The 23,210-nt window shown below is 63.8% G+C and carries 18 protein-coding genes; 12 read left to right on the top strand and 6 right to left on the bottom strand.

Translation table 11 applies throughout. The features are described 5' to 3' along the window. Position 1: 1 nt before the first annotated feature. From D3242_RS16635 to D3242_RS16625, 3 genes are all read right to left on the bottom strand, one after another. Positions 2 to 3,133 carry an efflux RND transporter permease subunit gene (locus tag D3242_RS16635; RefSeq protein ID WP_064980829.1) on the bottom strand — a complete coding sequence of 1,044 codons (3,132 nt, stop codon included), beginning with the start codon at positions 3,131 to 3,133 and terminating at the stop codon, positions 2 to 4. Continuing rightward, a complete protein-coding gene (locus D3242_RS16630) occupies positions 3,130 to 4,290 on the bottom strand; it encodes an efflux RND transporter periplasmic adaptor subunit (protein WP_064980827.1) in 1,161 nt (386 codons plus the stop codon). Before D3242_RS16630 ends, D3242_RS16635 begins: the two co-directional genes overlap by 4 nt. A 202-nt stretch (positions 4,291 to 4,492) precedes the next feature. Continuing rightward, positions 4,493 to 5,320 (bottom strand): MurR/RpiR family transcriptional regulator, encoded by an 828-nt coding sequence (locus D3242_RS16625; protein WP_020629035.1) that lies wholly within the window; start codon positions 5,318 to 5,320, stop codon positions 4,493 to 4,495. 136 nt (positions 5,321 to 5,456) lie between these two features. On the opposite strand from D3242_RS16625, the gene D3242_RS16620 reads away from it, so the two are divergent. From D3242_RS16620 to D3242_RS16565, 12 genes are all read left to right on the top strand, one after another. Beyond that, complete coding sequence (locus D3242_RS16620; RefSeq protein WP_038649489.1) at positions 5,457 to 6,275, top strand: N-formylglutamate amidohydrolase; 819 nt, start codon at positions 5,457 to 5,459, stop codon at positions 6,273 to 6,275. 21 nt (positions 6,276 to 6,296) lie between these two features. Further along, positions 6,297 to 7,853 (top strand): amino acid permease, encoded by a 1,557-nt coding sequence (locus tag D3242_RS16615; RefSeq protein WP_019861096.1) that lies wholly within the window; start codon positions 6,297 to 6,299, stop codon positions 7,851 to 7,853. Positions 7,854 to 7,939: 86 nt separating this feature from the next. Beyond that, positions 7,940 to 9,310 (top strand): glutamine synthetase family protein, encoded by a 1,371-nt coding sequence (locus tag D3242_RS16610; protein WP_064980825.1) that lies wholly within the window; start codon positions 7,940 to 7,942, stop codon positions 9,308 to 9,310. An 84-nt stretch (positions 9,311 to 9,394) separates the two neighbouring features. Next, complete coding sequence (locus D3242_RS16605) at positions 9,395 to 10,783, top strand: aldehyde dehydrogenase family protein (RefSeq protein ID WP_064980823.1); 1,389 nt, start codon at positions 9,395 to 9,397, stop codon at positions 10,781 to 10,783. 17 nt (positions 10,784 to 10,800) lie between these two features. Beyond that, complete coding sequence (locus D3242_RS16600) at positions 10,801 to 11,973, top strand: iron-containing alcohol dehydrogenase (protein ID WP_019861093.1); 1,173 nt, start codon at positions 10,801 to 10,803, stop codon at positions 11,971 to 11,973. Positions 11,974 to 12,215: 242 nt separating this feature from the next. Next, complete coding sequence (locus D3242_RS16595; RefSeq protein ID WP_019861092.1) at positions 12,216 to 13,322, top strand: ABC transporter substrate-binding protein; 1,107 nt, start codon at positions 12,216 to 12,218, stop codon at positions 13,320 to 13,322. A 64-nt stretch (positions 13,323 to 13,386) separates the two neighbouring features. Next, complete coding sequence (locus tag D3242_RS16590; protein WP_019861091.1) at positions 13,387 to 14,304, top strand: ABC transporter permease; 918 nt, start codon at positions 13,387 to 13,389, stop codon at positions 14,302 to 14,304. Beyond that, on the top strand, positions 14,301 to 15,092 hold the full coding sequence (locus D3242_RS16585) for an ABC transporter permease (RefSeq protein ID WP_027047382.1): 792 nt from the start codon (positions 14,301 to 14,303) through the stop codon (positions 15,090 to 15,092). The genes D3242_RS16590 and D3242_RS16585 overlap by 4 nt, the downstream gene beginning before the upstream one ends. A gap of 15 nt (positions 15,093 to 15,107) precedes the next feature. After that, positions 15,108 to 16,172 (top strand): ABC transporter ATP-binding protein, encoded by a 1,065-nt coding sequence (locus D3242_RS16580; RefSeq protein ID WP_019861088.1) that lies wholly within the window; start codon positions 15,108 to 15,110, stop codon positions 16,170 to 16,172. Positions 16,173 to 16,399: 227 nt separating this feature from the next. Further along, positions 16,400 to 17,953 (top strand): cation:proton antiporter, encoded by a 1,554-nt coding sequence (locus tag D3242_RS16575; protein WP_064980822.1) that lies wholly within the window; start codon positions 16,400 to 16,402, stop codon positions 17,951 to 17,953. A 215-nt stretch (positions 17,954 to 18,168) separates the two neighbouring features. Continuing rightward, a complete protein-coding gene (locus D3242_RS16570) occupies positions 18,169 to 19,077 on the top strand; it encodes an endonuclease/exonuclease/phosphatase family protein (protein WP_064980820.1) in 909 nt (302 codons plus the stop codon). A 6-nt stretch (positions 19,078 to 19,083) separates the two neighbouring features. Beyond that, the gene (locus tag D3242_RS16565) at positions 19,084 to 19,929 is read left to right on the top strand and encodes an EamA family transporter (RefSeq protein WP_019861084.1); all 846 of its coding nucleotides are present in this window, start codon (positions 19,084 to 19,086) and stop codon (positions 19,927 to 19,929) included. A gap of 7 nt (positions 19,930 to 19,936) precedes the next feature. Here the strand turns inward: D3242_RS16565 and D3242_RS16560 are convergent, their stop codons facing one another. From D3242_RS16560 to D3242_RS16550, 3 genes are all read right to left on the bottom strand, one after another. Beyond that, entirely contained in the window at positions 19,937 to 21,154 is a 1,218-nt protein-coding gene (locus tag D3242_RS16560; protein ID WP_064980818.1) for an MFS transporter, read from the bottom strand. A gap of 90 nt (positions 21,155 to 21,244) precedes the next feature. Further along, the gene (locus D3242_RS16555; RefSeq protein ID WP_038649472.1) at positions 21,245 to 21,562 is read right to left on the bottom strand and encodes a Dabb family protein; all 318 of its coding nucleotides are present in this window, start codon (positions 21,560 to 21,562) and stop codon (positions 21,245 to 21,247) included. A gap of 13 nt (positions 21,563 to 21,575) precedes the next feature. Continuing rightward, the gene (locus D3242_RS16550) at positions 21,576 to 23,204 is read right to left on the bottom strand and encodes a GMC family oxidoreductase (protein ID WP_038649470.1); all 1,629 of its coding nucleotides are present in this window, start codon (positions 23,202 to 23,204) and stop codon (positions 21,576 to 21,578) included. Between the last annotated feature and the right edge of the window lie 6 nt (positions 23,205 to 23,210).

Below are 23,210 nucleotides of genomic sequence, written 5' to 3'. Positions count from 1 at the left end.
GCTACTGCGCCGGCTCCACACCGACATAGGCGGCTTCCTCGAGCTCACGCTTGAGGCGTGTTTCCTCATGGGTCTTCGGTGTGACGAAGCGGCCAAGCAGGAGATAGGCGACCGGTGTCAGGAACAATGTCGAGACGGTGGCCAGCCCCAATCCGCCGACGATGACCCAGCCGAGCGCCACACGTGCCTCGGCACCCGCGCCCGCCGCCAGCACCAGCGGCACGCCGCCAAGGATGGTGCAGATCATCGTCATCATCACCGGCCGCAGGCGGATGGTCGAGGCCTGCTCGATCGCCTCGCGCACGCTGAGCCCGCGATCACGCAGCTGGTTGGCGAACTCGACGATGAGGATACCGTTCTTGGCCATCACGCCGACCAGCAGCACCAGGCCGATCTGGCTGTAGGCGTTGAGGCTGGTGCCCGACAGCAGCAAGGCGAAGATGGCGCAGGCCAGCCCAAGCGGCACCGTCGCCATGATGATGACGGCGCTGACGAAGCTTTCGAACTGGGCGGCCAGCACCAGGAGGATGATGACCAGCGCGAAGCCGAAGATGGTGACCATGGCGCTGTTGGTTTCGCCCAGCGTGGCGGCTTCGGCCAGCGGCAGGATGCGGCTGCCCGGCGGCAAGAGCGGCGTGGCGATCTCCTCGGCGCGGCTCAGCGCGTCGCCAAGCGCGAAATTACCCGAGAGGTTGGAGGTGATGGCAACCGATGGCTGCTGCTGTTCGCGCGACAGCGATGGCGGCACGGCGCGCTCGGTCAGCGTGGCTATGGTCGACATCGGCACGAAGCGGCCGTCTCCCGTCTTCAGGAAGACGTTTTCCAGATCGGTCGGATCGTTGATGGGATTGGTGGTCGAGACCAGTTTTACGCCATAGCTGCGGTCGGCGATGTAGACGTCGACGACATCGTTGCCGTCGAGCATGGCCTGCATGGTGTTGGCGAGCCCCGTGATGTCGATGCCGAGGTCGGAGGCGCGCTCGCGGTCGATGGCGACGGCCAGCTGCGGCTGCGTCGGGTCGATCGACAGGCGCGGCGTCTGGAAGCGCGGGTCCTTCTGCATCTCGGCGATGATCTTCACCGCCGCGTCGCCGAGCGCCTTGCGGTCGTTGCCGACCAGCGCGAATTGCAGGCCGTTGCCGGCGCCACGGATGCCGAGGCTGTTGGGCTGCACCGGGAAGATGCGCACACTCGGCACTTGCTTGGTGAGCTGGCTGATCTCGGCCATGATCTCCTGCTGGCTGCGGCTGCGCTCGTTCCAGGGCGCCAGCGTCATCACCATGAAGCCGGAATTGTAGGAGCCGTTCTGGCCGGCATTCTCGAAGGTCGAGCGGATCTCGCCGGAATCGCGCATCGGCTGGATCAGCTTCTCGATCTTCTGCATCTGCTGCGTCGTATAGTCGAGGCTGACGCCTTGCGGCGCATTGATTCGCAACAGCACGGCCGCGCGGTCCTCGGTCGGCGTCAGTTCCTGGCGGATGGTGCCGAACAGGGTGAAGGCGGTGCCGGCAAACAGCACCGCGACCAGAACCACGATCCAGGGCGCATCGAGGCAAGCGTGCAGGGCGCGCTTGTACGCGGTATTCAGGACGCCGCCGATACGGGCGCCGATGCCGTGGCCGCCCTCGTGGTGAAGCGAGGCGCCGGTCAGCATGCGCGAGGCGAGCATCGGGCATAGCGTAAGCGCCACCACGCAGGACAGCAGCACCGACATGGCAAGCACGAAGCCGAATTCGCGGAACAGGCCGCCGGTCTGGCCGGGCAGGAAGGAGATCGGCACGAAGACGGCGACCAGCGTCAGCGTCGTGGCGACGACGGCGAAGAACACTTCCTGCGCGCCGAGCACGGCGGCCGCACGCGGCCCCATGCCCTCGTTGCGCCGTCGCACGATGTTTTCAAGCACCACGATGGCGTCGTCGACGACAAGGCCCGTCGCCAGCACCATGGCAAGCAGCGTCAGGATGTTGACGGAGAAGCCGGCCAGATAGATGGCGGCGATGGTGCCGATCATGGCGACCGGCATCGACAGGCCCGGGATCAGCGTGGCGCGCCAGTCGAGCAGGAAGATGTAGATGACGATCAGCACCATGGTCACCGACAGGCCGAGCGCGATCTCGACCTCGTGGACCGCGCCCTTGACGAAGACGGCGTCGTCGCTGGTGATCTTGATCGCCATGCCCTTGGGCAGGTTTTCCTGCAGTTTGGCGACGGCGGCCTGAACGCCGGTCGAAATATCAAGCGTGTTGGATTCCGCCTGGCGGATGATGCCGATGCCGATGCCGGTCTTGCCATCGGAGCGCAGCGTGGTCTGGCCGACATCGGGACCGAGCGTGACGGTGGCGACGTCGCGTATGCGCGTCGTGCCGCCGATGATGATGTTTTCGAACTCCTCGGGCGTGGTCACGTCGGCCGTGGTGCGGACGATCAAGTCCTGGTTGGTCGTGGTGATCGACCCGGCAGGGGAATCGAAGGCGACCGAGGCCAGGGCTGTCCTGAGGTCGGCCACGGTGAAGCCGAGGCTGGCGAGCTTGTTCTGGTCGACGTCGATGCGGAAGATCTTGTCGCGGTCGCCATAGACCTGAACGTCGGCGACGCCGGGCACGGCTGCCAGTTCGTCCTCGATCTGGTCCTGCACCACCACGGTCATGTCCTGGACCGACATGTTGTCGGACGTCACAGCCAGCCGCATCACCGCATCGGAATTGGCATCGGCCTTGACGATGCGCGGCGGATCGGCGGTGTCCGGTATCTGGTTGGCGACGCGGCCGACGGCATCGCGCACGTCGGAGGCCGCGACGTTGAGGTCGACGCCGTCGTTGAACTCGATGGTGACGCGGCTCTGGCCGAAGGAGGAGGAAGACGAGATCGACTTGACGCCGGAGACGCGTGCCACCGCACCTTCGATCGTGTCGGTCAGCTCGCGGTCGACGGTTTCGGCCGCGGCGCCCTGGAACGTGGTGGAAACGGTGACCACGGCGCGGTCGACGTCCGGAAGTTCGCGGATCTCGACGCCGTAGAAGGCGGCGAGGCCGGCAACCGCGATGAGGACGTTGAGCACGAAGGCCATGACCGGCCTGCGGATGAACAGCGCGGTGAAGCCGGTATCGCTGGCGGCGTTGACGGGTCCGGTCATGAGCCTTCGGCGGTGTTGGCGGCGCGCTGCTCCTGGCCGGCGATGCGGACCTCGCCGCCCTCGCTGACGCTCTGCGTGCCTTCGGTGACCACCATGTCGCCGCTGTCGATCTCGGCATCGATCAGCACGGTCTCGGTGTTGCGCTGGATGATGCGCACCGGCACGCGCTTGGCCTTGCCGTCCTCGATCTGCCAGACATAGGCGCCGTCCGAGCCCCACAGGATCGCCAGCGGGCTGACGGCGGGATAGGTCTCGCCGGGGAATTTCATGGTGATGGAGAACGACATGCCGGCGCGCAGCGAATCGGCGGGATTGGCGATCTTGGCCTTGACCAGCAGCGTGCGGCTCTTCTCGTCGATGTGGTTGTCGATGGCCGACACCGTGCCGGTATAGGAGCTGCTCGGATTGGCGATCGGCGTCGCCGTCAGTTGCGCGCCGACCTTGACGGCGGCGGCAAAGCGCTCGGGCACCTGGAAATCAACCAGGATCGAGGAGCGGTCATCGAGCGTGGCGATGGCCGACTGGTTTGTCACATAGTTGCCGGCGGAGATCGGCAGGATGCCGACAGTGCCTGATATCGGTGCCAGGATCGACCGGCGCTGCAGCGCAAGCTCGGCGTCCTGCAGCGCCAGCTTGGCGCCCGCCAGAACCACCTCTGCATCGGCCACCGCTACCGGCGTCGCGGCATTGGAGGCGCGCAGCGATTTGACGCGGTCGAGCTTGGACTGCGCATCCTGCAAAGCGAGGTTGGCCCGGTTCTGCGCGATGATTTCGGTCTCGGAATCGAGCGTCGCAATGATCTGTCCCTTGTCGACATGGCTGCCGGATTCGACCAGCAATTCGGCAAGGCGGCCGGAACTGTAGGAATTGACGGTCACGGAAGCGTTGGCGCGGCCAGTGCCGATCGCCTGGAGGCGGTCGTTGATGACAGCCGAGGCGGCCGGCGATGCAACGATGGTGGCAATCCGGGCGCCGTTGCGCGCCGCCTGACGGGAGCCAGCCGCCGCCGTGTCCTTGGCAGGAGGTGTGGCGCCATAGGCCCAGTCGATGCCCCAGCGCGCCAGCACTTGCGGAGCGCCGGGGTAGAAGCGCGCCCACGCCGCCGTGGCTGCGACCACGATCACAAACGCAAGGACAATCTGTTTCCAGCTCGGCATCGACACTCCAGCGGCAAGAATCGCCCGCCGGTTCCAGGTGGAAGCGGATGCAGCGACGATACGGGCTGGCGGCGAAAACCGGCCACGCCACATCCCGGTATCACCGGTTTATGGCAATTATCACGCAATCGTGCACATTAAATCTCGGTAACGTGAATTCGAGATGCCCGCCTGGCGCGGATGCGATTGGCTGGTGACCTTGCTAGCGCAGGCCTTCCATTTCACGGATGCGCCGGGCGCCGTCGGCCTCGAGCTGTCTGGTGACGGCGCCGATCAGCGTTTCGACGACGACGAAGAGCGCGGCCGAGGAATCCCACGCGGACGGCACCGCGGTTCGTCCGGCGATGACATGGCGGGCAAACCGGGCGATCGGCGAAAGCCACTGGTCGGTGAACAGCACGATCTGGACCCCGCGCTGATGCGCCTTCTCGGCGAAACGGACGAGGCTGTCCTGGTAGCGCCGGATGTCGAAGATCACCAGTACGTCGCGCTTGCCCATGTCGATCAGCCGGTCGCGCCACATGCTCTCCTGGCCGGCGAGGTGAAAGACATCGGGCTGGATGACGGCAAGGTGGGCGGCCATGTAGCGCGCCAGCGGATCGGTGAAGCGGCCGCCGATGAGGAATGTCTTGCCACGCCGGTCGGCAAGCCGTGCCGCGATGTCCGTCAGCTGCTTGTCGGAGAGGTGGCGGAAGGTCTCGCGCATATTGTCGAGCGTCGCTTCCAGCATTGGCGAGACCGTGCCGCCGCCGGGCGAGGGCGGGTTGAGCGTTCGTATGGCCGGAGACTGCAGCTGCGCCGCCAATTCGTCCTGCAGGCTCGACTGGAACTCCGGATAGTTCTGGAAGCCGAGCCGGGCCACGAAGCGCAGGATCGTTGGCGAGGAGACGCCGGCCGCGGTCGAGAATTCGGCGACCGTCTTCAGGCCGATCATCGGATAGCTGGCGATCAGCGTCTGCGCCGCTCGCCGCTCGCCGGCCGGCATCGTGCCGATGCGGTCGGCGATCAGTTCGGCAATGCTGGAAATCATCTTTTCCCCCACCCCTTGGCTTGGCCCATGAGATCGCATTTGACAAAGCCGGGTAAACTGTATGAAATCATCCATAGGGACGCAATGAGGCAAAATACGTAACATACGATACAGCGCTCCCCGGGGACGGCAGACTATGGAGAAAGCACGGCCCGCCAGCCTTGCATCGTCCGATACCGTGAGGGTGACGAACCCGGGCGGATCGAGCCCTTTCGTGCTGACCTGCGACCACGCCTCCAATTTCCTGCCCGCCGAATTCGGCACGCTCGGCCTTGCCGCCGAAGACCTGTCCCGCCACATCGCCTGGGATCCAGGTGCGCTGCCGGTGGCAACGCGCATGGCGCAAGCGCTCGATGCGACGCTGGTCGAAACCCGCATTTCGCGCCTCGTCATCGACTGCAACCGGCCGCTCGACGCGCCGGACCTCGTGCCGCCGATCAGCGAGACGACATCCATACCGGGCAATGCCGGCCTGTCGGAAAAGCAGCGCGCGGAACGGATCGCCCTATCATGGCAGCCGTTTCACGGCACCATCGAACGCATCGTCGAGGAACGGCTGGCGCGCGGCCAGGAGACCCGGCTGGTGTCCGTGCATTCTTTCACGCCGGTCTACAAGGGTCACGACCGGCCCTGGCATATCGGCATCATCCATGACGAGGATCGCCGGCTGGCGTCGCCGCTGATATCGGCGCTCAAGCGACTTGCCGGCATCACCGTCGGTGTCAACGAACCCTATTCGCCGGCCGATCGCGTCTATTTCACGCTGGAGCGGCATGCGCGCTCGCGCGGGTTGCCCTGCGCGATGATCGAAATCCGCAACGATGAAATCTCCGGTGAGACCGGGCAGCGGAAATGGGCGGATCTGCTCACAGGCATTTTTTCGGATCTGGAACCAGAGGAGGCCACGCGGCCCAGATCGCATTCAGTCAGAAAGTCAGTCCAATCGGCCAGCTGAGAAACAAACAGGGGACTTCCAATGGCAGCACCGGGTTATACAGACGTTGACAAGGCGGAGGACGTAAAGCACCTCCACAGCATGGGCTATGCCCAGGAACTGGAGCGGCGTCTCAGCCGCTTTTCGAATTTCGCGGTTTCCTTCTCCATCATCTGCATCCTGTCGGGCGGCATCAATTCGCTGGCGCAAGGCACGTCGGGCGCGGGCGGCATCGGCATCGGCATCGGCTGGCTGGTCGGCTGCTTCGTGTCACTGACCTTCGCTGTTGCGATGTCGCAGATCAGCTCGGCCTATCCGACGGCCGGCGGCCTCTATCACTGGGGTTCGATCCTCGGCAACCGCGGCACCGGCTGGGTGACGGCCTGGCTCAACCTGCTCGGCCTGATCACCGTGCTCGGCGCCATCAACGTCGGCACCTGGACGTTCTTCGTCGGCGCCTTCGGGCCGGCACTCGGCATCGAGGGCACGCTGACCAACCAGATGATCTTCCTGGTCGTGGTCACCGGCCTGCAGGCGCTGATCAATCATCTCGGCATCAAGCTGACGGCAAAGCTGACCGACTTCTCGGGTTATTTGATCTTCTTCGGCGCGATCCTGATCGCGGTGGTCTGCCTGATTTCGGCCGAACATTGGGATTTTAGCCGCCTGTTCACGTTCCACAACTACTCGGGTGACGCAGGCGGCGGTGTCTGGCCGTCGGTTTCGAATGCCTGGGTGTTCGCACTTGGCCTGTTGCTGCCGATCTATACGATCACCGGCTACGACGCTTCGGCACACACGTCCGAAGAAACCATCAAGGCGGCGTCTTCCGTGCCGCGCGCCATGGTGATGTCGGTCGTCTGGTCGGCGCTCTTCGGCTATCTGTTCCTGGTCGCTTTCGTGCTGATGATCCCGAACATGGACGACGCCGCCAAGCAGGGCTGGAACGTGTTCTTCTGGGCTTTCGACCAGCGCGTCAGCCCCGGCGTCAAGGAATTCGTCTATCTCGTCGTGTTCGTGTCGCAGTTGCTGTGCGGTCTGGCCACGGTGACGTCGGCATCGCGCATGATCTTCGCCTTCTCGCGTGACGGCGGCCTGCCCGGCTCGGCGGCACTCGCCAAGGTCAGCCCGACCTATCGCACGCCGGTGGCGGCGATCTGGACGGCGTCGATCCTGTCGGTGCTGTTCGTCTGGGGCTCGACGCTGGTTTCGGTCGCCGGTACCTCGGCCTACACCATCGTGGTGTCCTGCACCGTCATCTTCCTGTTCCTTTCCTTCACCGTGCCGATCGTGCTCGGCATGCTGGCCTGGGGCACGCCGAAGTGGGACAAGATGGGGCCGTGGAACATGGGGCGCGGCGTGTTCATGCTGTTTGCCTTCCTGTCGATCGTGTCGATGATCCTGATCTTCGTCATCGGTATCCAGCCGCCGAACGACTGGGCGCTCTACATCACCGTCGGCTTCTTCATCCTGACGGCGATCGTCTGGTTCGGCTTCGAGCGCAACCGCTTCCAGGGCCCGCCGCTCGGCGACATCATCGCGGCACGCCAGGCAGCGATCAAGGCAGCGGAACAGGCGGTCGGCGAAACCGGCCACTGACATCTCCTATCAAGGCCATGGCCGGCACGTGCCGGCCATGGTTTCATTTATCCCTTTCAATGACCAAGCGCTGGAGTGCCACAGGAATGGCCGGAAATTTCTCGTTCGATCAGTTGAAGAAGGCGGTCTCCAGCGGTGAGATCGACACGGTGCTGGCCTGCATCGTCGACATGCAGGGGCGGCTGGCGGGAAAGCGGTTCCTGGCGCAGTACTTCGTCGATTCCGCGCATGACGAAACGCATGGCTGCAACTATCTGCTGGCCGCCGACATCGATATGGAACCGGTGCCCGGCTACAAGGCGGCAAGCTGGTCGAAGGGCTATGGCGACTTCGTCATGAAGCCGGACCTGGCGACGCTGCGGCGCATTCCGTGGCTGGAGAAGACAGCGCTCGTGATCTGCGACGTGCTCGATCACCACACCCATGACGACCTGCCGCATTCGCCGCGCGCCATCCTGAGGAAGCAGGTCAAGCGGCTCTCCGAGCGCGGCTATATCGGCTATTTCGCTTCCGAACTCGAATTCTACCTGTTCAACGAGACCTATGATTCCGCCCGCAAGAAGCACTGGCAGGGCCTAGATACCGCCTCGCCCTATATCGGCGACTATCAGATCGGCATCACCACCAAGGAAGAAGGTGTCATGCGCCGGCTTCGGAACGAGATGGAAGCCGCCGGCATCCCGATCGAGAATTCCAAGGGCGAATGGGGCCCGGGCCAGGAAGAGATCAATGTGCGCTATGCCGAGGCGCTCGACATGGCCGACCGCCACGTCATCCTGAAGAACGGCGCCAAGGAAATCGCCGAGTCCGAAGGCAAGGCGATCTCCTTCATGTCCAAATACAATTACGGGCTCGCCGGCAACTCCAGCCACATCCACAATTCGCTGTGGAGCGCCGACGGCAAGACGCCATTGTTCTTCGACAGGAAGGCGGACTGGACGCTGTCGACGCTCGGCCAGCAATGGGCGGCGGGGCAGTTGAAATACGCCAAGGAGTTCACCTGGTTCCTGGCGCCCTACATCAATTCCTACAAGCGCTTCCAGGCCGGCACCTTCGCGCCGACCAAGATCATGTGGAGCGAGGACAACCGCACCGCCGGCTTCCGCCTGTGCGGCGAGGGCACCAAGGGCATCCGCATGGAATGCCGCATCGGCGGCGCCGACCTCAACCCCTATCTCGCCTTCGCGGCGCTGATCGCCGCCGGGCTCGCAGGCATCGACGAGAAGCTCGAACTGCAAAAGCCGTTCGTCGGCGATGCCTACCAGGCGTCTCGTCTGCCTGAGATTCCGAAGACGCTGCGCGACGCCACCGAGACGCTGGCCAAGTCGAAGATGCTGAAACAGGCGCTCGGCGAGGACGTGCTCGAGCATTATGTCCACACCGCCAAATGGGAGCAGTTCGAATACGACCGCCGCATTACGGATTGGGAACTGCACAGGGGGTTTGAGCGGTACTAAGCAGTGTCGGCGCCGCCCCCTGGCCATCGCAGGATGGCGGGCGGCGTCAAACCCAAGATTTCATGAAGTGCGAGGACTGAAGGAATGACCGAAACGGTCAAGTTGAAATCCCCCATCGACGGCTCGATCTACGCCGAGCGGCCCGTGGCAACGGACCAGGCGGTCAATGCCGCGGTCGAGCGCGCCAAGGCGGCGCAGGAGAAGTGGGCGCAGGTACCGATCGTCGAGCGCGGCAAGTACATGCTGGCGATGCTCGAAGCGCTGGTGGCGATGACCGACGAGATCGTGCCGGAGATCGCCTGGCAGATGGGGCGGCCGGTGCGCTATGGCGGCGAGTTCGGCGGCGTCAAGGAACGTACCAATTACATGGTCGAGATCGCCGAACAGGCGCTGAAATCCGTGCCGGCCTCAAACCCGAAGGATGGGTTTCGCCGCTATGTGAAGAAGGATCCGCTCGGCGTCGTCATGGTGATCGCACCGTGGAATTATCCTTACCTGACCGCCGTCAACACCATCGTGCCGGCGCTGATGGCCGGCAACGCCGTCATCCTCAAGCACGCGGCGCAGACGCTGCTCGTCGGCGAGCGTTTTCAACAGGCCTTCGACAAAGCGGGCCTGCCAAAGGGCGTGTTCCAGAATGTCGTGCTCAACCATGCGCAGACCGAAAAGCTGCTCGGTTCCGGCAAGATCGACCATGTGAACTTTACCGGTTCGGTCGGCGGGGGCCGCGCCATCGAAAAGGCGGCGGCAGGCACTTTCATGACGCTCGGCCTCGAGCTTGGCGGCAAGGACCCGGCCTATGTGCTGCCCGACGCCAAGATGGACCATGCGGTTGCCAATCTGGTCGACGGTGCCTTCTACAATTCCGGCCAGTGCTGTTGCGGCATCGAACGCGTCTATGTGCACGAGAAGGTCTATGACGAATTCGTCGAAGGCTTCATCGCCGAGACGAAGAACTATGTCGTCGGTAATCCGCTGGAACAGGCAACGACGATGGGGCCGATGGCGCAGGCGCGCTTTGCCGACCTGATCCGCGAGCAAAAGGCCGAAGCGCTGCGCAAGGGCGCCAAGGCGCACATCAACATGAAGGTGGCTGACGACAAGGCCGGTTCGCCGTATCTCGCGCCGGAAGTGCTGACCGAAGTCGACCACCAGATGAGCGTCATGCGCGAGGAAAGCTTTGGCCCGATCGTCGGCATCATGAAGGTGCGCAATGACGAGGAGGCGATCGCGCTGATGAACGACAGCGCCTATGGGTTGACCGCCTCGATCTGGACCCGCGATACCGAACACGCGGTGGCGATCGGCAACCGCGTCGAAACCGGCACGGTGTTCATGAACCGCTGCGACTATCTCGATCCGGCGCTGGTCTGGACCGGCGTCAAGGACACCGGCAAGGGCGCGGGACTGTCGGCCATCGGCTATGACAATCTGACCCGGCCGAAATCCTTCCACCTGCGCGAAGCCATCTGATTTATCGAAAGACAAAAATGTCCAAGCTCATCTCCAAATGGAACTACCCCACCACTGTCCGCTTCGGCGCCGGGCGCATTCAGGAACTGCCTGAGGTGCTCGCGGCCACCGGTATCAAGCGGCCGCTCTTCGTCACCGATCCGGGCCTGGCGAAACTGCCGGTCGTCGCTTCGACGCTGAAAATCCTCGACGATGCCAAGGTGCCTTACGGCGTGTTTTCCGAGGTGAAGCCCAACCCGGTCGATTCCAACCTCACCGCCGGCATCGCCGTGTACAAGAAGGGCAAGCATGACGGCGTCATCGCCTTCGGCGGCGGCTCGGCGCTCGATCTCGGCAAGCTGATCGCCTTCCAGGCCGGCCAGACGCGGCCGGTGTGGGATTTCGAGGATGTCGGCGACTGGTGGACGCGCGCCAATTCGGATGCGATCGCGCCGATCATCGCCGTGCCGACGACGGCCGGCACCGGCTCGGAAGTCGGCCGCGCCGGCGTCATCACCAATGAGGAGACGCACACCAAGAAGGTCATCTTCCATCCGAAGCTCCTGCCGGCGATCGTCATCGCCGATCCGGAACTGTCGGTCGGCATGCCCGCCTTCATCACCGCCGGCACCGGCATGGATGCGCTTGCCCACTGCCTCGAGGCCTATTGCGCGCCGGGTTACCATCCGATGGCTGACGGCATCGCGGTGGAGGGCATCCGGCTGGTGTTCGAGAACCTGCCGAAGGCCTATGCCAACGGCAAGGACCTGGTCGCGCGCGCCCATATGATGAGTGCCGCCGCCATGGGCGCCGCCGCTTTCCAGAAGGGGCTGGGTGCCATCCACTCGCTGTCGCATCCGATCGGCGCGCTCTACGACACCCATCACGGCATGACCAACGCGGTGTTCATGCCCTATGTGCTCGCCTTCAACCGTGACTCCATCGAGGAGCGTATCGCCCGGCTCGCCGCCTATTGCGGCATCAAGGGCGGCTTCGATGGGTTCGCCAAGGCGATCATCAAGCTGCGCAAGGAGTTGAAGGTGCCGCACGCGCTGCCGGGCCTGATCAAGGGGCTCGACATGGACAAGAAGCGCAAGGCGCTGATCGCCGACATGGCGGTGGTCGATCCGACGGCTGGCGGCAACCCGGTCAAGCTGACCAAGAAGGCAGCGCTGACGCTGCTGGAAAACGCTATCGCCGGCACGATCTGACGGCATCGTCATTGCCGAAAATTGATCTGGAAATTCAGGGCTAACCAAGGGGGAAGGATGAAATGCAAGGCGGAAAGTGATTAGCCGGAAAAATAAGTGATGGCTAATTGCTACAGCCCGTTAAAAAGAGTTAACTTTTTCTGCTGCCGGCCAATGGTTTCATAAAGCTTTCATCTGGCTGTCACATGAAAACGATACCGCATCGCAGGCGTCCAACGGCGTCAGTTCAACGGAGAGAACACATGTTCAAATTCACGGGGAAGGTGCTTTCCCTCTCGGCCGCGACCCTTATGGTGTCGTCGGTGATTTCGTCCGCGGCTTCGCTGGACGATCTCGTCAAGGCCGCGAAGGCTGAAGGCCAGCTCACCACCATCGCGCTGCCGCATGACTGGTGCGGTTACGGCGACGTCATCGCCGGCTTCAAGGCGAAGTATCCGGAAATCACCATCAACGAGCTCAACCCCGATGCCGGCTCCGGCGACGAGGTCGAGGCGATCAAGGCCAACAAGGACAACAAGGGCCCGCAGGCTCCCGACGTCATCGACGTCGGCCTGTCCTTCGGCCCGACCGCCAAGGCCGACGGCCTGCTGATGCCTTACAAGGTGTCGACCTGGGACTCGATCCCAGACAGCGCCAAGGATGCCGATGGCGCCTGGTACGGCGACTATTACGGCGTTCTGTCGTTCATGGTGAACAAGGACCTGATCAAGGAATCGCCGAAGGACTGGGCCGATCTCCTGAAGCCGGAATTCGCCAACGCCGTAGCCGTCGCCGGTGATCCGCGTGCTTCGAACCAGGCCATCCAGGCGGTGTACGCCTCCGGCCTGTCGACGGGCGCCGCTGCCGGTGAAGCCGCCGGCAAGGCTGGCCTCGACTTCTTCAAGAAGCTCAACGCCGCCGGTAACTTCGTCCCGGTCGTCGGCAAGCCGGCAACACTCGCCCAGGGCCAGACGCCGATCCTGATCAACTGGGACTACAACGCGCTTGCTGGCCGCGACACGCTGAAGGGCAACCCGCCCGTCGACGTCATCGTGCCGAAGACGGGCGTCGTCGCCGGTGTCTACGTGCAGGCGATCAGCGCCTTCGCGCCGCACCCGAACGCTGCCAAGCTGTGGATGGAATACCTCTATTCCGACGAAGGCCAGATCGGCTGGCTGAAGGGCTATTGCCACCCGATCCGCTTCAACGATCTCGCCAAGAACGGCAAGATCCCGGCGGATGTGCTGGCCAAGCTGCCGCCGGCGGAATCCTATGCCGCCGCCGCGTTCCCGACGCTCGACGAGCAGGGCAAGGCCAAGGAAGCCATCAGCAAGAACTGGGACGCCGTTGTCGGCGCCAACGTCAAGTAGCACTTGAAATCCACCGGGCGGTCGCAAGGCCGCCCGGCCTTTCCTCGAAGACGGTAGCCGGCGCATGACCGATCTTACGCTTTCAAATCGAACGATTGCCTCCAAGCCCGCGCCGCCCAACGAGGCGACCGCATTTCGTCTGCCGACGCAATGGATCGGCGTGGCGCCCTTCTTCATCTTCGCGCTGATGTTCCTGATCCTGCCCACGATCTATCTCGTGATCGGGGCTTTCCAGAACAGTGATGGTCAGCTTACGTTCGACAACATTCTGCAGCTGGTCAGCGATCCGTCGATCAGCAGTTCCTACTGGGTTTCGATCAAGATCAGTTTCTGGTCGGCCATCATCGGCGCGTTTGCCGGGCTGGCAATAGCCATCGCCATCGTGCGCGGCGGACTGCCAAGCTGGACGCGCTCCGCGACCCTGACTTTCTCCGGAGTCGCCTCGAATTTCGCCGGCCTGCCGCTGGCCTTCGCCTTCCTGGCCACGCTCGGCCGCGTCGGCATCGTCACGACGCTTCTGCGTGATGTCCTCAACATCAACATCTACGCAATGGGCTTCAATTTCCTCACCACATCGGGCCTGATCGCGGTCTACCTGTTCTTCCAGATCCCGCTGATGGTGGTCATCATCGTGCCGGCCATCGACGGGTTGAAGAAGGAATGGGGCGAGGCGGCGGCCACGCTCGGCGCTACGCAGGCGCAGTATTGGCGCATGGTGGTCATCCCGGTGATATGGCCGAGCTTCCTCGGCACCGTCATTCTTCTCTTCGCCAATGCCTTTGGCGCCATTGCCACGGCCTACGCGTTTGCCGGCCCGGCGCTCAACATCGTCCCCATCAAGCTCTACTCGCAGATCAATGGCGACGTGTTGCACAATCCGCAGCTCGGCTACGCCATCGCCTTCGGCATGATCGTCATCACCGGCCTGGCCAATGTCTTCTACATCTGGTTCCGGACTCGCTCCGAAAGGTGGCTGAAATGAAGTCGGGAAAATTCTGGGCCTGGGTCGTCTTCATCGTGGGTGCGGCGTATTTCTTCATCCCGCTGGCGGCGACGGTCGAATTCTCGCTGCGCATGCGCCGCGGCGTCCATTCCTTCGATGCCTATCAGATCGTGCTGGGCGACGCGCGCTTCCAGTCGACCTTCCTGTATTCGGTGGTCGCCGCGATCTTCACCATCATCCTTGGTGTGCTGGTCGTCGTGCCGGCGGCCTACTGGATCCGGCTGCGTCTGCCGCAGCTCAGGCCGGTCGTCGAATTCATCACGCTCTTGCCGCTGGTCATTCCGGCCATCGTCATCGTTTTCGGCTATATCAGGATGTACGGCTCGAATTCGCCGCTGCCGTTCCTTGGCAGCAACATGGGCGCCAATGCCTTGCTGGTGATCGGCTATGCAACGCTGGCACTGCCTTACATGTATCGTGCCGTCGATACCGGGCTGCGCACCATCGACGTGCGGACCTTGACGGAAGCAGCGCAGATCCTGGGCGCCGGCTGGGGCACGATCATCGGCCGCGTCATCCTGCCCAATGTGCTGATCGCCGTGCTGTCGGGTGCCTTCCTGACCTTCGCAATCGTCATTGGCGAGTTCACCATGGCCAGCCTGCTGAACCGCCCGGCCTTTGGGCCGTACCTGCAGAACATCGGCGCGAACCGCGCCTATGAACCGGCAGCCCTTGCCATCATCGCCTTCGCCATTACCTGGGGCTGTATGTCGCTCATCCAGATCCTGTCCCGGTTCGCGCCGAAGTCGTCGAACCGCCCGAATTGACCTGAGAGAAAAGCCATGGCCGAGCCATTCCTGTCCATCCAGCACGTGCGAAAGTCCTACGGTTCCAACACCGTGGTCCAGGACTTCAGCCTCGATGTCGAGCCGGGCGAGTTCGTCTCGTTCCTCGGACCGTCCGGTTGCGGCAAGACCACCGTCCTGCGCATGGTTGCCGGCTTCGAGGATCCGTCGGCCGGCAAGATCGTCGTCGCCGGCAAGGACATTACGCGGCTGAAGCCCAACCAGCGCAATGTCGGCATGGTCTTCCAGGCCTACGCGCTGTTTCCCAACCTGACCGTGGCGCAGAACATCGCCTTCGGGCTGAAGGTTGCCGGCATGAACAAGGCCGATGCCGACAAGCGCGTCGCCGAGATGCTCGACATGATCAAGCTGCCGCAGATGGCCGACCGCTATCCCTACCAGCTCTCGGGCGGCCAGCAGCAGCGCATCGCGCTGGCGCGTGCGATCGCGCCGAAGCCGAAGCTGCTTTTGCTCGACGAGCCGCTGTCGGCGCTGGATGCCAAGGTGCGCGTGTCGCTGCGCGAGGAAATCCGTTCGATCCAGAAGAAGCTCGGCATCACCACCATCTTCGTCACGCATGACCAGGAAGAGGCGCTGTCGATCTCCGACCGCATCGCCGTCATGTATGGCGGCAAGGCCGAGCAGGTCGCCACGCCGTTCGAGATCTACAACCGGCCGGCGACCAAATTCGTCGCCAATTTCGTCGGCACGCTCAACGTGCTCGAAGGCAAGGTCACCGATGCCGCGGCCGGCACGGTTCAGGTCAACACGCAGGAAGTCTCGCTCAAGGGCAAGCTCAACGGCTCGAAGTCCGGCGACACGCTGTCGCTGGCGCTGCGGCCCGAGGCGATTTCGCTCGGCCGCCAGCCCGGCCGTGACTCCAGCCTGACCGGAGAGATATCCGAAGTGCACTTCCTCGGCTCGGTGATCCGGGTCCGCGTCGGCATCGGCGGCAATACGGTGTCGCTCGACACATTCAACAACTCGGCCACGCCGCCACCGGCGGTCGGCGAGAAGGCCGAGATTTCGTTTTCATCGGGCGACATGCTGGTCTTGCACTAGCGGAGCCAACGTCATTCCGCGGCGGTCTCTGATGCGCCGAACAACGCATCTTGATCGTCGATGCTCGCAACCCTCGATGCCGTGGGTTCGGTGTCTGTCATAACCAACCGTCGGCACCGCCCCTCAGTTGGTCACTTTTAAATCCCTGGCAGGCCAAGGCTTCGACAATCAACAGTATCCTGCCTCGGGGTACTGCCAACCGTTGCTCTTCGCCGCTACGATGAGCCATGGCCCTTTTTGAACTCACCCTTGTCCTGCTTTTGACAGCTGTCGCGCTGACGGCGCTGTCGCGGCGGCTGGAGGTCCCCTATCCGTCGCTACTGGCACTGGCCGGGGTTGGCATCGCCTTCGTGCCTGGCGCACCGATGATCGAGATCGATCCGGAACTGGCGCTTGCCCTGTTCATCGCGCCGGTGCTTCTCGATGCAGCCTATGACACGTCGCTGCGCGACCTGAAGCGCTACCGGCTGTCGCTGCTGCTCTTGGCGCTTGGCGCCGTCATCTTCACCACTGTCGTGGTTGCCTTCGTCGGCTGGAAGATGGCCGGCTTGCCGATCGCGGCGGCGATCGCGCTCGGCGCCATCGTCGCGCCGCCGGATGCGGTGGCGGCGAGTGCCGTTCTCGGGCAATTCAAGGTGCCGCACCGCATCACCGCCATCCTGCAAGGCGAAAGCCTGCTCAACGATGCCACCGCGCTCTTGATCTACCGGCTGGCGGTTTCGGCGGCACTCGGCTCCATCATGCTGAGCAACGCCATTCCGGTGATCCTGCTCTCGACGATCGGCAGCCTGATAGCCGGTTATCTGCTTGGCCGCCTCTCGCTGCTGACGCTAACCCGTATCGAGGATGCGGCGAGCAGCACCGTGGTGCAGTTCGCCGGGACGTTCGGCGTGTGGATACTGGCCGACAAGCTCGGTCTTTCCGCCATCATCACCATCGTCGTCTACGCCATCACGATTGCGCGCAGGGCGCCGCGCCGCATGTCGGCGAGACGTCGTGTCAGCACCTATTCGGTCTGGGAGTCGGCGGTGTTCGTTCTCAACGTGCTGGCTTTCGTGCTGATGGGCCTGCAGGCACGGTCGATCGTCGGCCGGCTCTCCGGCGAGGGGCAAGGCGAAGCCTTTCTGTTTGCCGCTACGGTGCTGGTTGTCGTCATCGTGGCGCGCCTCGTCTGGGTGGCGAGTTATGTTGCGATCATCCGATGGTTTGCCCGTCTCGGCGGCGAAGACAGCAAGCGGGATTTGCCGACATTTGGCGGCGCCGTGCTGGTCGGCTGGTGCGGCATGCGGGGGCTGGTGACGCTGGTGGTGGCCATTGCCCTGCCGGCCGGCTTTCCCGAACGCGACCCGATCGTGCTTGCCGCCTTCGCGGTGGTTCTGGGCACGCTGGTGCTGCAGGGGATGACGCTGAAGCCTGCGCTGCGGATACTCAACTTCGATCCCGACAGAACCGTCGACAATGAGGTTGCGCAGGCGCGCGTTGCCGTCATGCAGGCCGCACTCGACGTGCTGAGCCGCAAGACATCGGCCGCGGCGGCTGTCGTGCGCGAGCAGTACGAGGCTCAGCGCGTGATCGCGGAAAACCCGGAAGACGCACAGGCGGCAACCGAATACGACCGGCTGCGCCTCTACGCCATCAACCGCCAGCGCGACACGCTGGAGGAATTGCGCAGCAACGGCACGATCGGCGACGAAGCCTATCACCGGCTGGAGGAAGAGATCGACTGGGCGGAACTGGCGGCATCGCCAGCGGGCCGATTCCAGCCATTGACCACCGATTAGGACGGTTCTTCGACGGAGCTGAACCGCTTGCGTTGGTTGGATGCCTCGCGGCGTTTTCCGGCGGGCGGAGGATACCGGAGCGGTCCGGAATCGGTGCATGATCGCGCGGCGGGGCATGGGGGACGCTTCTGGCACAAGCCGCTTGCATTCTCCTGCACATTGCAAGCAATCCACTGAGCGGCTACTGCCATCACCGAAGGTGAGCCGGGTAAGCAATGAAGCTGGTCAGCTACAACATCCAGTACGGGTTCGGCAGCGACGGCCGCTACGATCTTTCGCGCGCGGCGCGCATCGTCGACGGCGCCGACATCATTGCCTTGCAGGAGGTCGAGCGGCACTGGCAGCGCAGCCATTTCGACGACCAGCCGGAGCTGCTGTCGCGCCTGCTGCCGGACTATCACTGGGTCTACGGCCCGGCCTTCGACATGGACGCCAGCGAGCGACGGGATGGTCGCCTGGTCAATCGGCGCCGGCAGTTCGGCACCATGGTTCTGTCGAAACTGCCGATCGTCTGGTCGCGCCTGCATGTGCTGCCGATGCACCGGACGCTCAGGCCGCTCAACACACGCAACGCGGCGCTCGAATGCATGATCCGTACGCCGGTCGGCCCGGTGCGGGTACTGTCCTTGCATCTCGCCCATATCGCCGCCGAGGAGCGGCTGGAGCAGATCGACTATCTGCTGGCCGAGCACCGCCGTGCGCCGTCAGACAGCGGGCCGTGGAGCGGTATCGATGACGAGCCTTCGCGCAACTGGACCAGCGGCGAAGCCGAGCCGGAAAATCCGCTGGCGGCGATCTGGATGGGCGATTTCAACATGGAGCCGGGCAGCGCCGAATACCGCCGCATCGTCGGCAGCACGCCCTATCATCGGGGTGCTGCCTATCTCGACGGCTTCGTCGATGCCGCCGTCGTGGCGATCGAACCCGCTGATGACTTCCACACGCATGAGAAGATCATCGACGGCAGGCTGGCAAAGCGCCGGCTCGACCACTGTTTCGTCGGCGGGATGTTCGCGGGGCGGGTCCGCTCGGTCGCATCCGACATAGGCGAAGTGGCGTCCGACCATTTCCCGGTCCGAGTCGACATCGATCTCGAAACGCCGCTCGGCTTGGGAGGTCGATAGACCCGAATGACGCTTTTCGTCTTCTTCGCGGTGCTTGCCGCAGCCGCCATGCACGCGATCTGGAACGCGCTGGTCAAGGTGCATCTCGACCGCTTCCTGTCGATCACGCTGATGACATTGGGCATGGGGTTTGCCGCGCTGTTCGTGCTCCCTTTCGTCGAATTCCCGAAGGCCGAGGTCTGGCCATTCATTCTCGCTTCGGTGGTCTTCCACATGGGCTACCGAACCTTCCTGATCGGCGCCTACAAGGCCGGCGATTTCGCCCAGACCTATCCTCTGGCGCGCGGCACGGCACCGCTGCTGGCAGCACTTGGTGGCATCGTGGTGGTGCAGGAGGTGCCGGCACCGTTTGCCATTCTCGGCATCCTGCTTTTGTCGGCCGGCACGCTGGTGATGTCGTTTCGCGGCGGCGCGCATCTGGAGAAGCTCAACCTGCGCGCCGTCGGTTTTGCACTCGGCACGTCGATCTTCATTGCCAGCTACACACTGTCGGACGGCAGCGGCGCGCGGCTGGCGGCGACGGCGCAAAGCTACGCGGCCTGGCTGTTCGTCTGCGACGCGACATGGGCGCTGGTGCTGTGCCTCATCTTCCGCGGGCCGCAGTCACTGCCCGTGCTGGCGCGCGACTGGAAGGCCGGGCTGTTCACCGGCGTGCTCAGCGGCGCGGCCTACTGGATCGTGATGTGGGCGATGACCAAGGCGCCGATCGCCTCGGTGGCATCGCTGCGCGAAACCTCGATCCTGTTCGCCATGCTGATCTCGGTCTATGCGCTTGGCGAGAAGATGACGGGCTGGCGCGGCGCTGCCGCGCTCAGCATCGTTGCCGGGGTTATCGCGCTGCGGCTGGGTTAGGCCGCACTCAACCCAGGACTGTCATCACCTGGCCGCGTCGTTCCGGGCTGAAGCGGATGACGACGATGATGCAGACGGCGACCACGCCGGCGAAAAGCGCCAGCGCATAGCCGTAGCTGCCTCCGGCCGCCTCCGCTATGCCCGCCTGATACGGTCCGCCATAGGATGCGGCAAGGTTGCCGGCCTGATAGATGAAGCCGGGCAAGGTCGCGCGGACCGCACCCGGCGACAGTTCGTTGAGATGAACCGGGATGACGCCCCAGGCGCCCTGGACGGCCACCTGCATGACGAAAGCGCCGATGGCCAACATGAAGGGCGTGGTGCTGTAGGCCCATAGCGGGATCGACGGCAGGGCGATCAGGCAGGCAAGTGTGATGGCGTTGACGCGGCCGATCCTCTCCGACAGCGCGCCGAAGGCCAAGCCGCCGACGATGGCGCCGATATTGGCGACGATGGTGATCCAACTCACCGTGTGAGGATCGAAGCCATGCTGCTTCTTCAGGAAGGTCGGGTAGAGGTCCTGCGTGCCATGGCTGAAGAAATTGAAGAACATCATCAGCACGACGGCATAGAGCGCGACGCCCCAGTGCTTCTGCAGCGTTTCCAGGAGACCCGGTCTGACCGATTTCCGCGCCTCGACGAAGGCCGGCGATTCCGGCACGTGCGAGCGGATGAAGAGCACGATCAGCGCCGGCACGAAGGAGAGCAGGAACATGGCGCGCCAGCCGATCGTGTAGCCGCCGATCGTCTGCTGGTAGAGCAGGCCGTAGACCACCGCCGCTAGGAGGTAGCCTGCGGGATAGCCGCATTGCAGGATGCCCGATACGAAGCCGCGCGCGCTGGGCGGGATGGATTCCATGGCGAGCGAACTGCCAAGCCCCCATTCGCCGCCCATGGCTATGCCGAACAAAGCGCGCAGGGCGAGGAAAATGCCGAGATTGGGCGAGAAGGCGGCAAGCGCGCCGATCACCGAATAGCTGACGATGTTGAGCATGAGGATGGGCTTGCGCCCATATTTGTCGGCGAGCATGCCAAAGAAAAACGCGCCGATGAAGCGCGTTGCCAAGGTCAGGAACAGTGCCTTTGAGACTGCCGGGACATCGGTGTGGAATTCACTCGCAATATCGGTGAGCAGGAATGTCAGAAGGAAGAAATCAAAAGCATCGAGCGTCCAGCCCAGGAATGATGCCAGAACGGTTTTCTTCTGCTCGACGGTGAGATTCAAGGCGTCCTCCTTTGGTGCCCCCAAAGGAACGATATGTCGCCCCGCTCGCAAAAGAGAACAGCGATCAGCCGGCTTTCGAAGAACCGGCGGTCACTTTTTCGTAAGGTCGAGGTCGAAGACCATCAATCCGTCCGTGCCGCCCTCGAGTGCGGCGACCAGCCGGGCGCCGGCGCGCTGATGAGCTTCATGGACGAGATAGGCGTCGCGGGCGGCGGCATCGCGGAAATCGATGGTGAAGCCATGGCCGAAGCCGCGCGCGAAAGGCTCGGGACTGACATTGGCACTGAAGTGGACGGTGTCCATGCCGTCGATCACCTTTCGAAGCGCCTCGAGGTCGGCATGGATCGCCGCGCGCTCGCTTTCGGGGACATCGCCGCGAAACCGGGCGAACACACAGTGCCTGATCATTCTTTCATCCCCTTCAAGCGGCCCGGTTGCCGGAAAACACCGCCGGCGGCAGCGGTTCACGGCCGAGGATCAGGTCGGCACCCTTTTCACCGACCATGATGGTCGGTGCATTGGTGTTGGAGGAGGGCACGCGCGGCATCACCGAGGCGTCGCAGACGCGCAAGCCTTCGATGCCGCGCAGCCGCAAATCCGGCGTCACGACGGCCATCTCGTCATGGCCCATGCGGCAGGTGCCGACAGGATGGTGATCGGTCTTTGCGCTGCGGCAGGCGTAGTCGAACAGTTCGTCGTCGGTCGCCAGCGACGGGCCGGGCAGCACTTCGCGCAGCACGTAAGGGGCAAGGGCCTTCTGCCGCATGATTTCGCGCGCCAGCCGCAACCCCTTGATCGACATGGCGCGATCGTAGGGATCGGACCAGTAGTTGGGATCGATTAGCGGGTGGTCGGCCGGGTCGGCGCTCTTCAGCCGCACCGTGCCGCGCGAGCGCGGCCGCAGGAAGGCCGAGTTCAAGGTGACGCCCGGATTGTTCAGCTTCTCGACGCCGGCCTCGATGCCGGAGCCCAGGCCGAGATGGAACTGGATGTCCGGCGAGGCGGCGGTCGGGTCGGCGTACCAGAAGCCGCCGGTCTCGAACAGGCTGGAGGCCACAGGCCCCTTCTTCAAAAGCAGATATTGCAGGCCGGCCCAGGCCGTGCGGTGCAGCTTGGCGTAGTTGTCATAGGTGTGGTCGCCGGTGCATTCGGCGATGACGAACAGATCGAGATGGTCCTGCATGTTGGAGCCGACGCCAGGCAGGTCATGCACGGGTGTCACGCCCACCGATTTCAGGTGGTCGGCCGGACCGATGCCCGATTGCATCAAAAGCTTCGGCGAGCCGATGGCGCCGGACGAGACGATCACCTCGCGCCCGGCGCGCAGGATATTCTTCTCGCCGCCCGGCCGGTCAACGACTTCAACGCCGACGGCGCGACCTTTCTCGACGACGATGCGGGTCACCAGCACATCGGTTCTGACCGTCAGGTTCTTGCGCGGGCGGATCGGCTTGAGATAGGCCACCGAGGCCGAGGAGCGGCGGGCGTCCTTCTGGGTGAGCTGGTAATAGCCGACGCCTTCCTGGTTGGCGCCGTTGAAGTCCGGGTTGAAGGGGATGCCCATCTCCTGGCCGGCACGGAAATAGGCTTCGCAGATCGGTAGCGGCGAGATCGGGTTCGACACGCCGAGCGGCCCCTGGTCGCCGTGAAAATCGTTGGCGAAACGCTGGTTGTTCTCGGCGCGCTTGAAATAGGGCAGCACGTCGCGATAGCCCCAGCCGGCGAGACCCTCTTCCTTCTCCCAGGCGTCGTAGTCGCGGGCATTGCCGCGCGTGTAGATCTGGGCGTTGATGGAGGAGCCGCCGCCGACCACCTTGGCCTGCGTGTACCAGAAGACGCGGTCCTTCATGTTTTTCTGCGGCACGGTGGACCAGCCCCAGGAGGCGATGCCCTTGGTCATCTTGGCGAAGCCCGCCGGCATATGGATGTAGGGATGCCAGTCCTTGCCGCCGGCTTCGAGCAGCAGCACGGAATTCAAGGGATCCTCGCTCAGCCGGTTGGCCAGAACACAGCCGGCCGGGCCGGCGCCCACGATGATGTAGTCGGTCATGTCGTT

The sequence above is a fragment of the Mesorhizobium jarvisii genome (assembly GCF_003601985.1).
Taxonomy (GTDB): domain Bacteria; phylum Pseudomonadota; class Alphaproteobacteria; order Rhizobiales; family Rhizobiaceae; genus Mesorhizobium; species Mesorhizobium jarvisii.
Note: the sequence above shows the minus strand (reverse complement) of the source record. Positions and strands in the feature narration are given on the sequence as shown.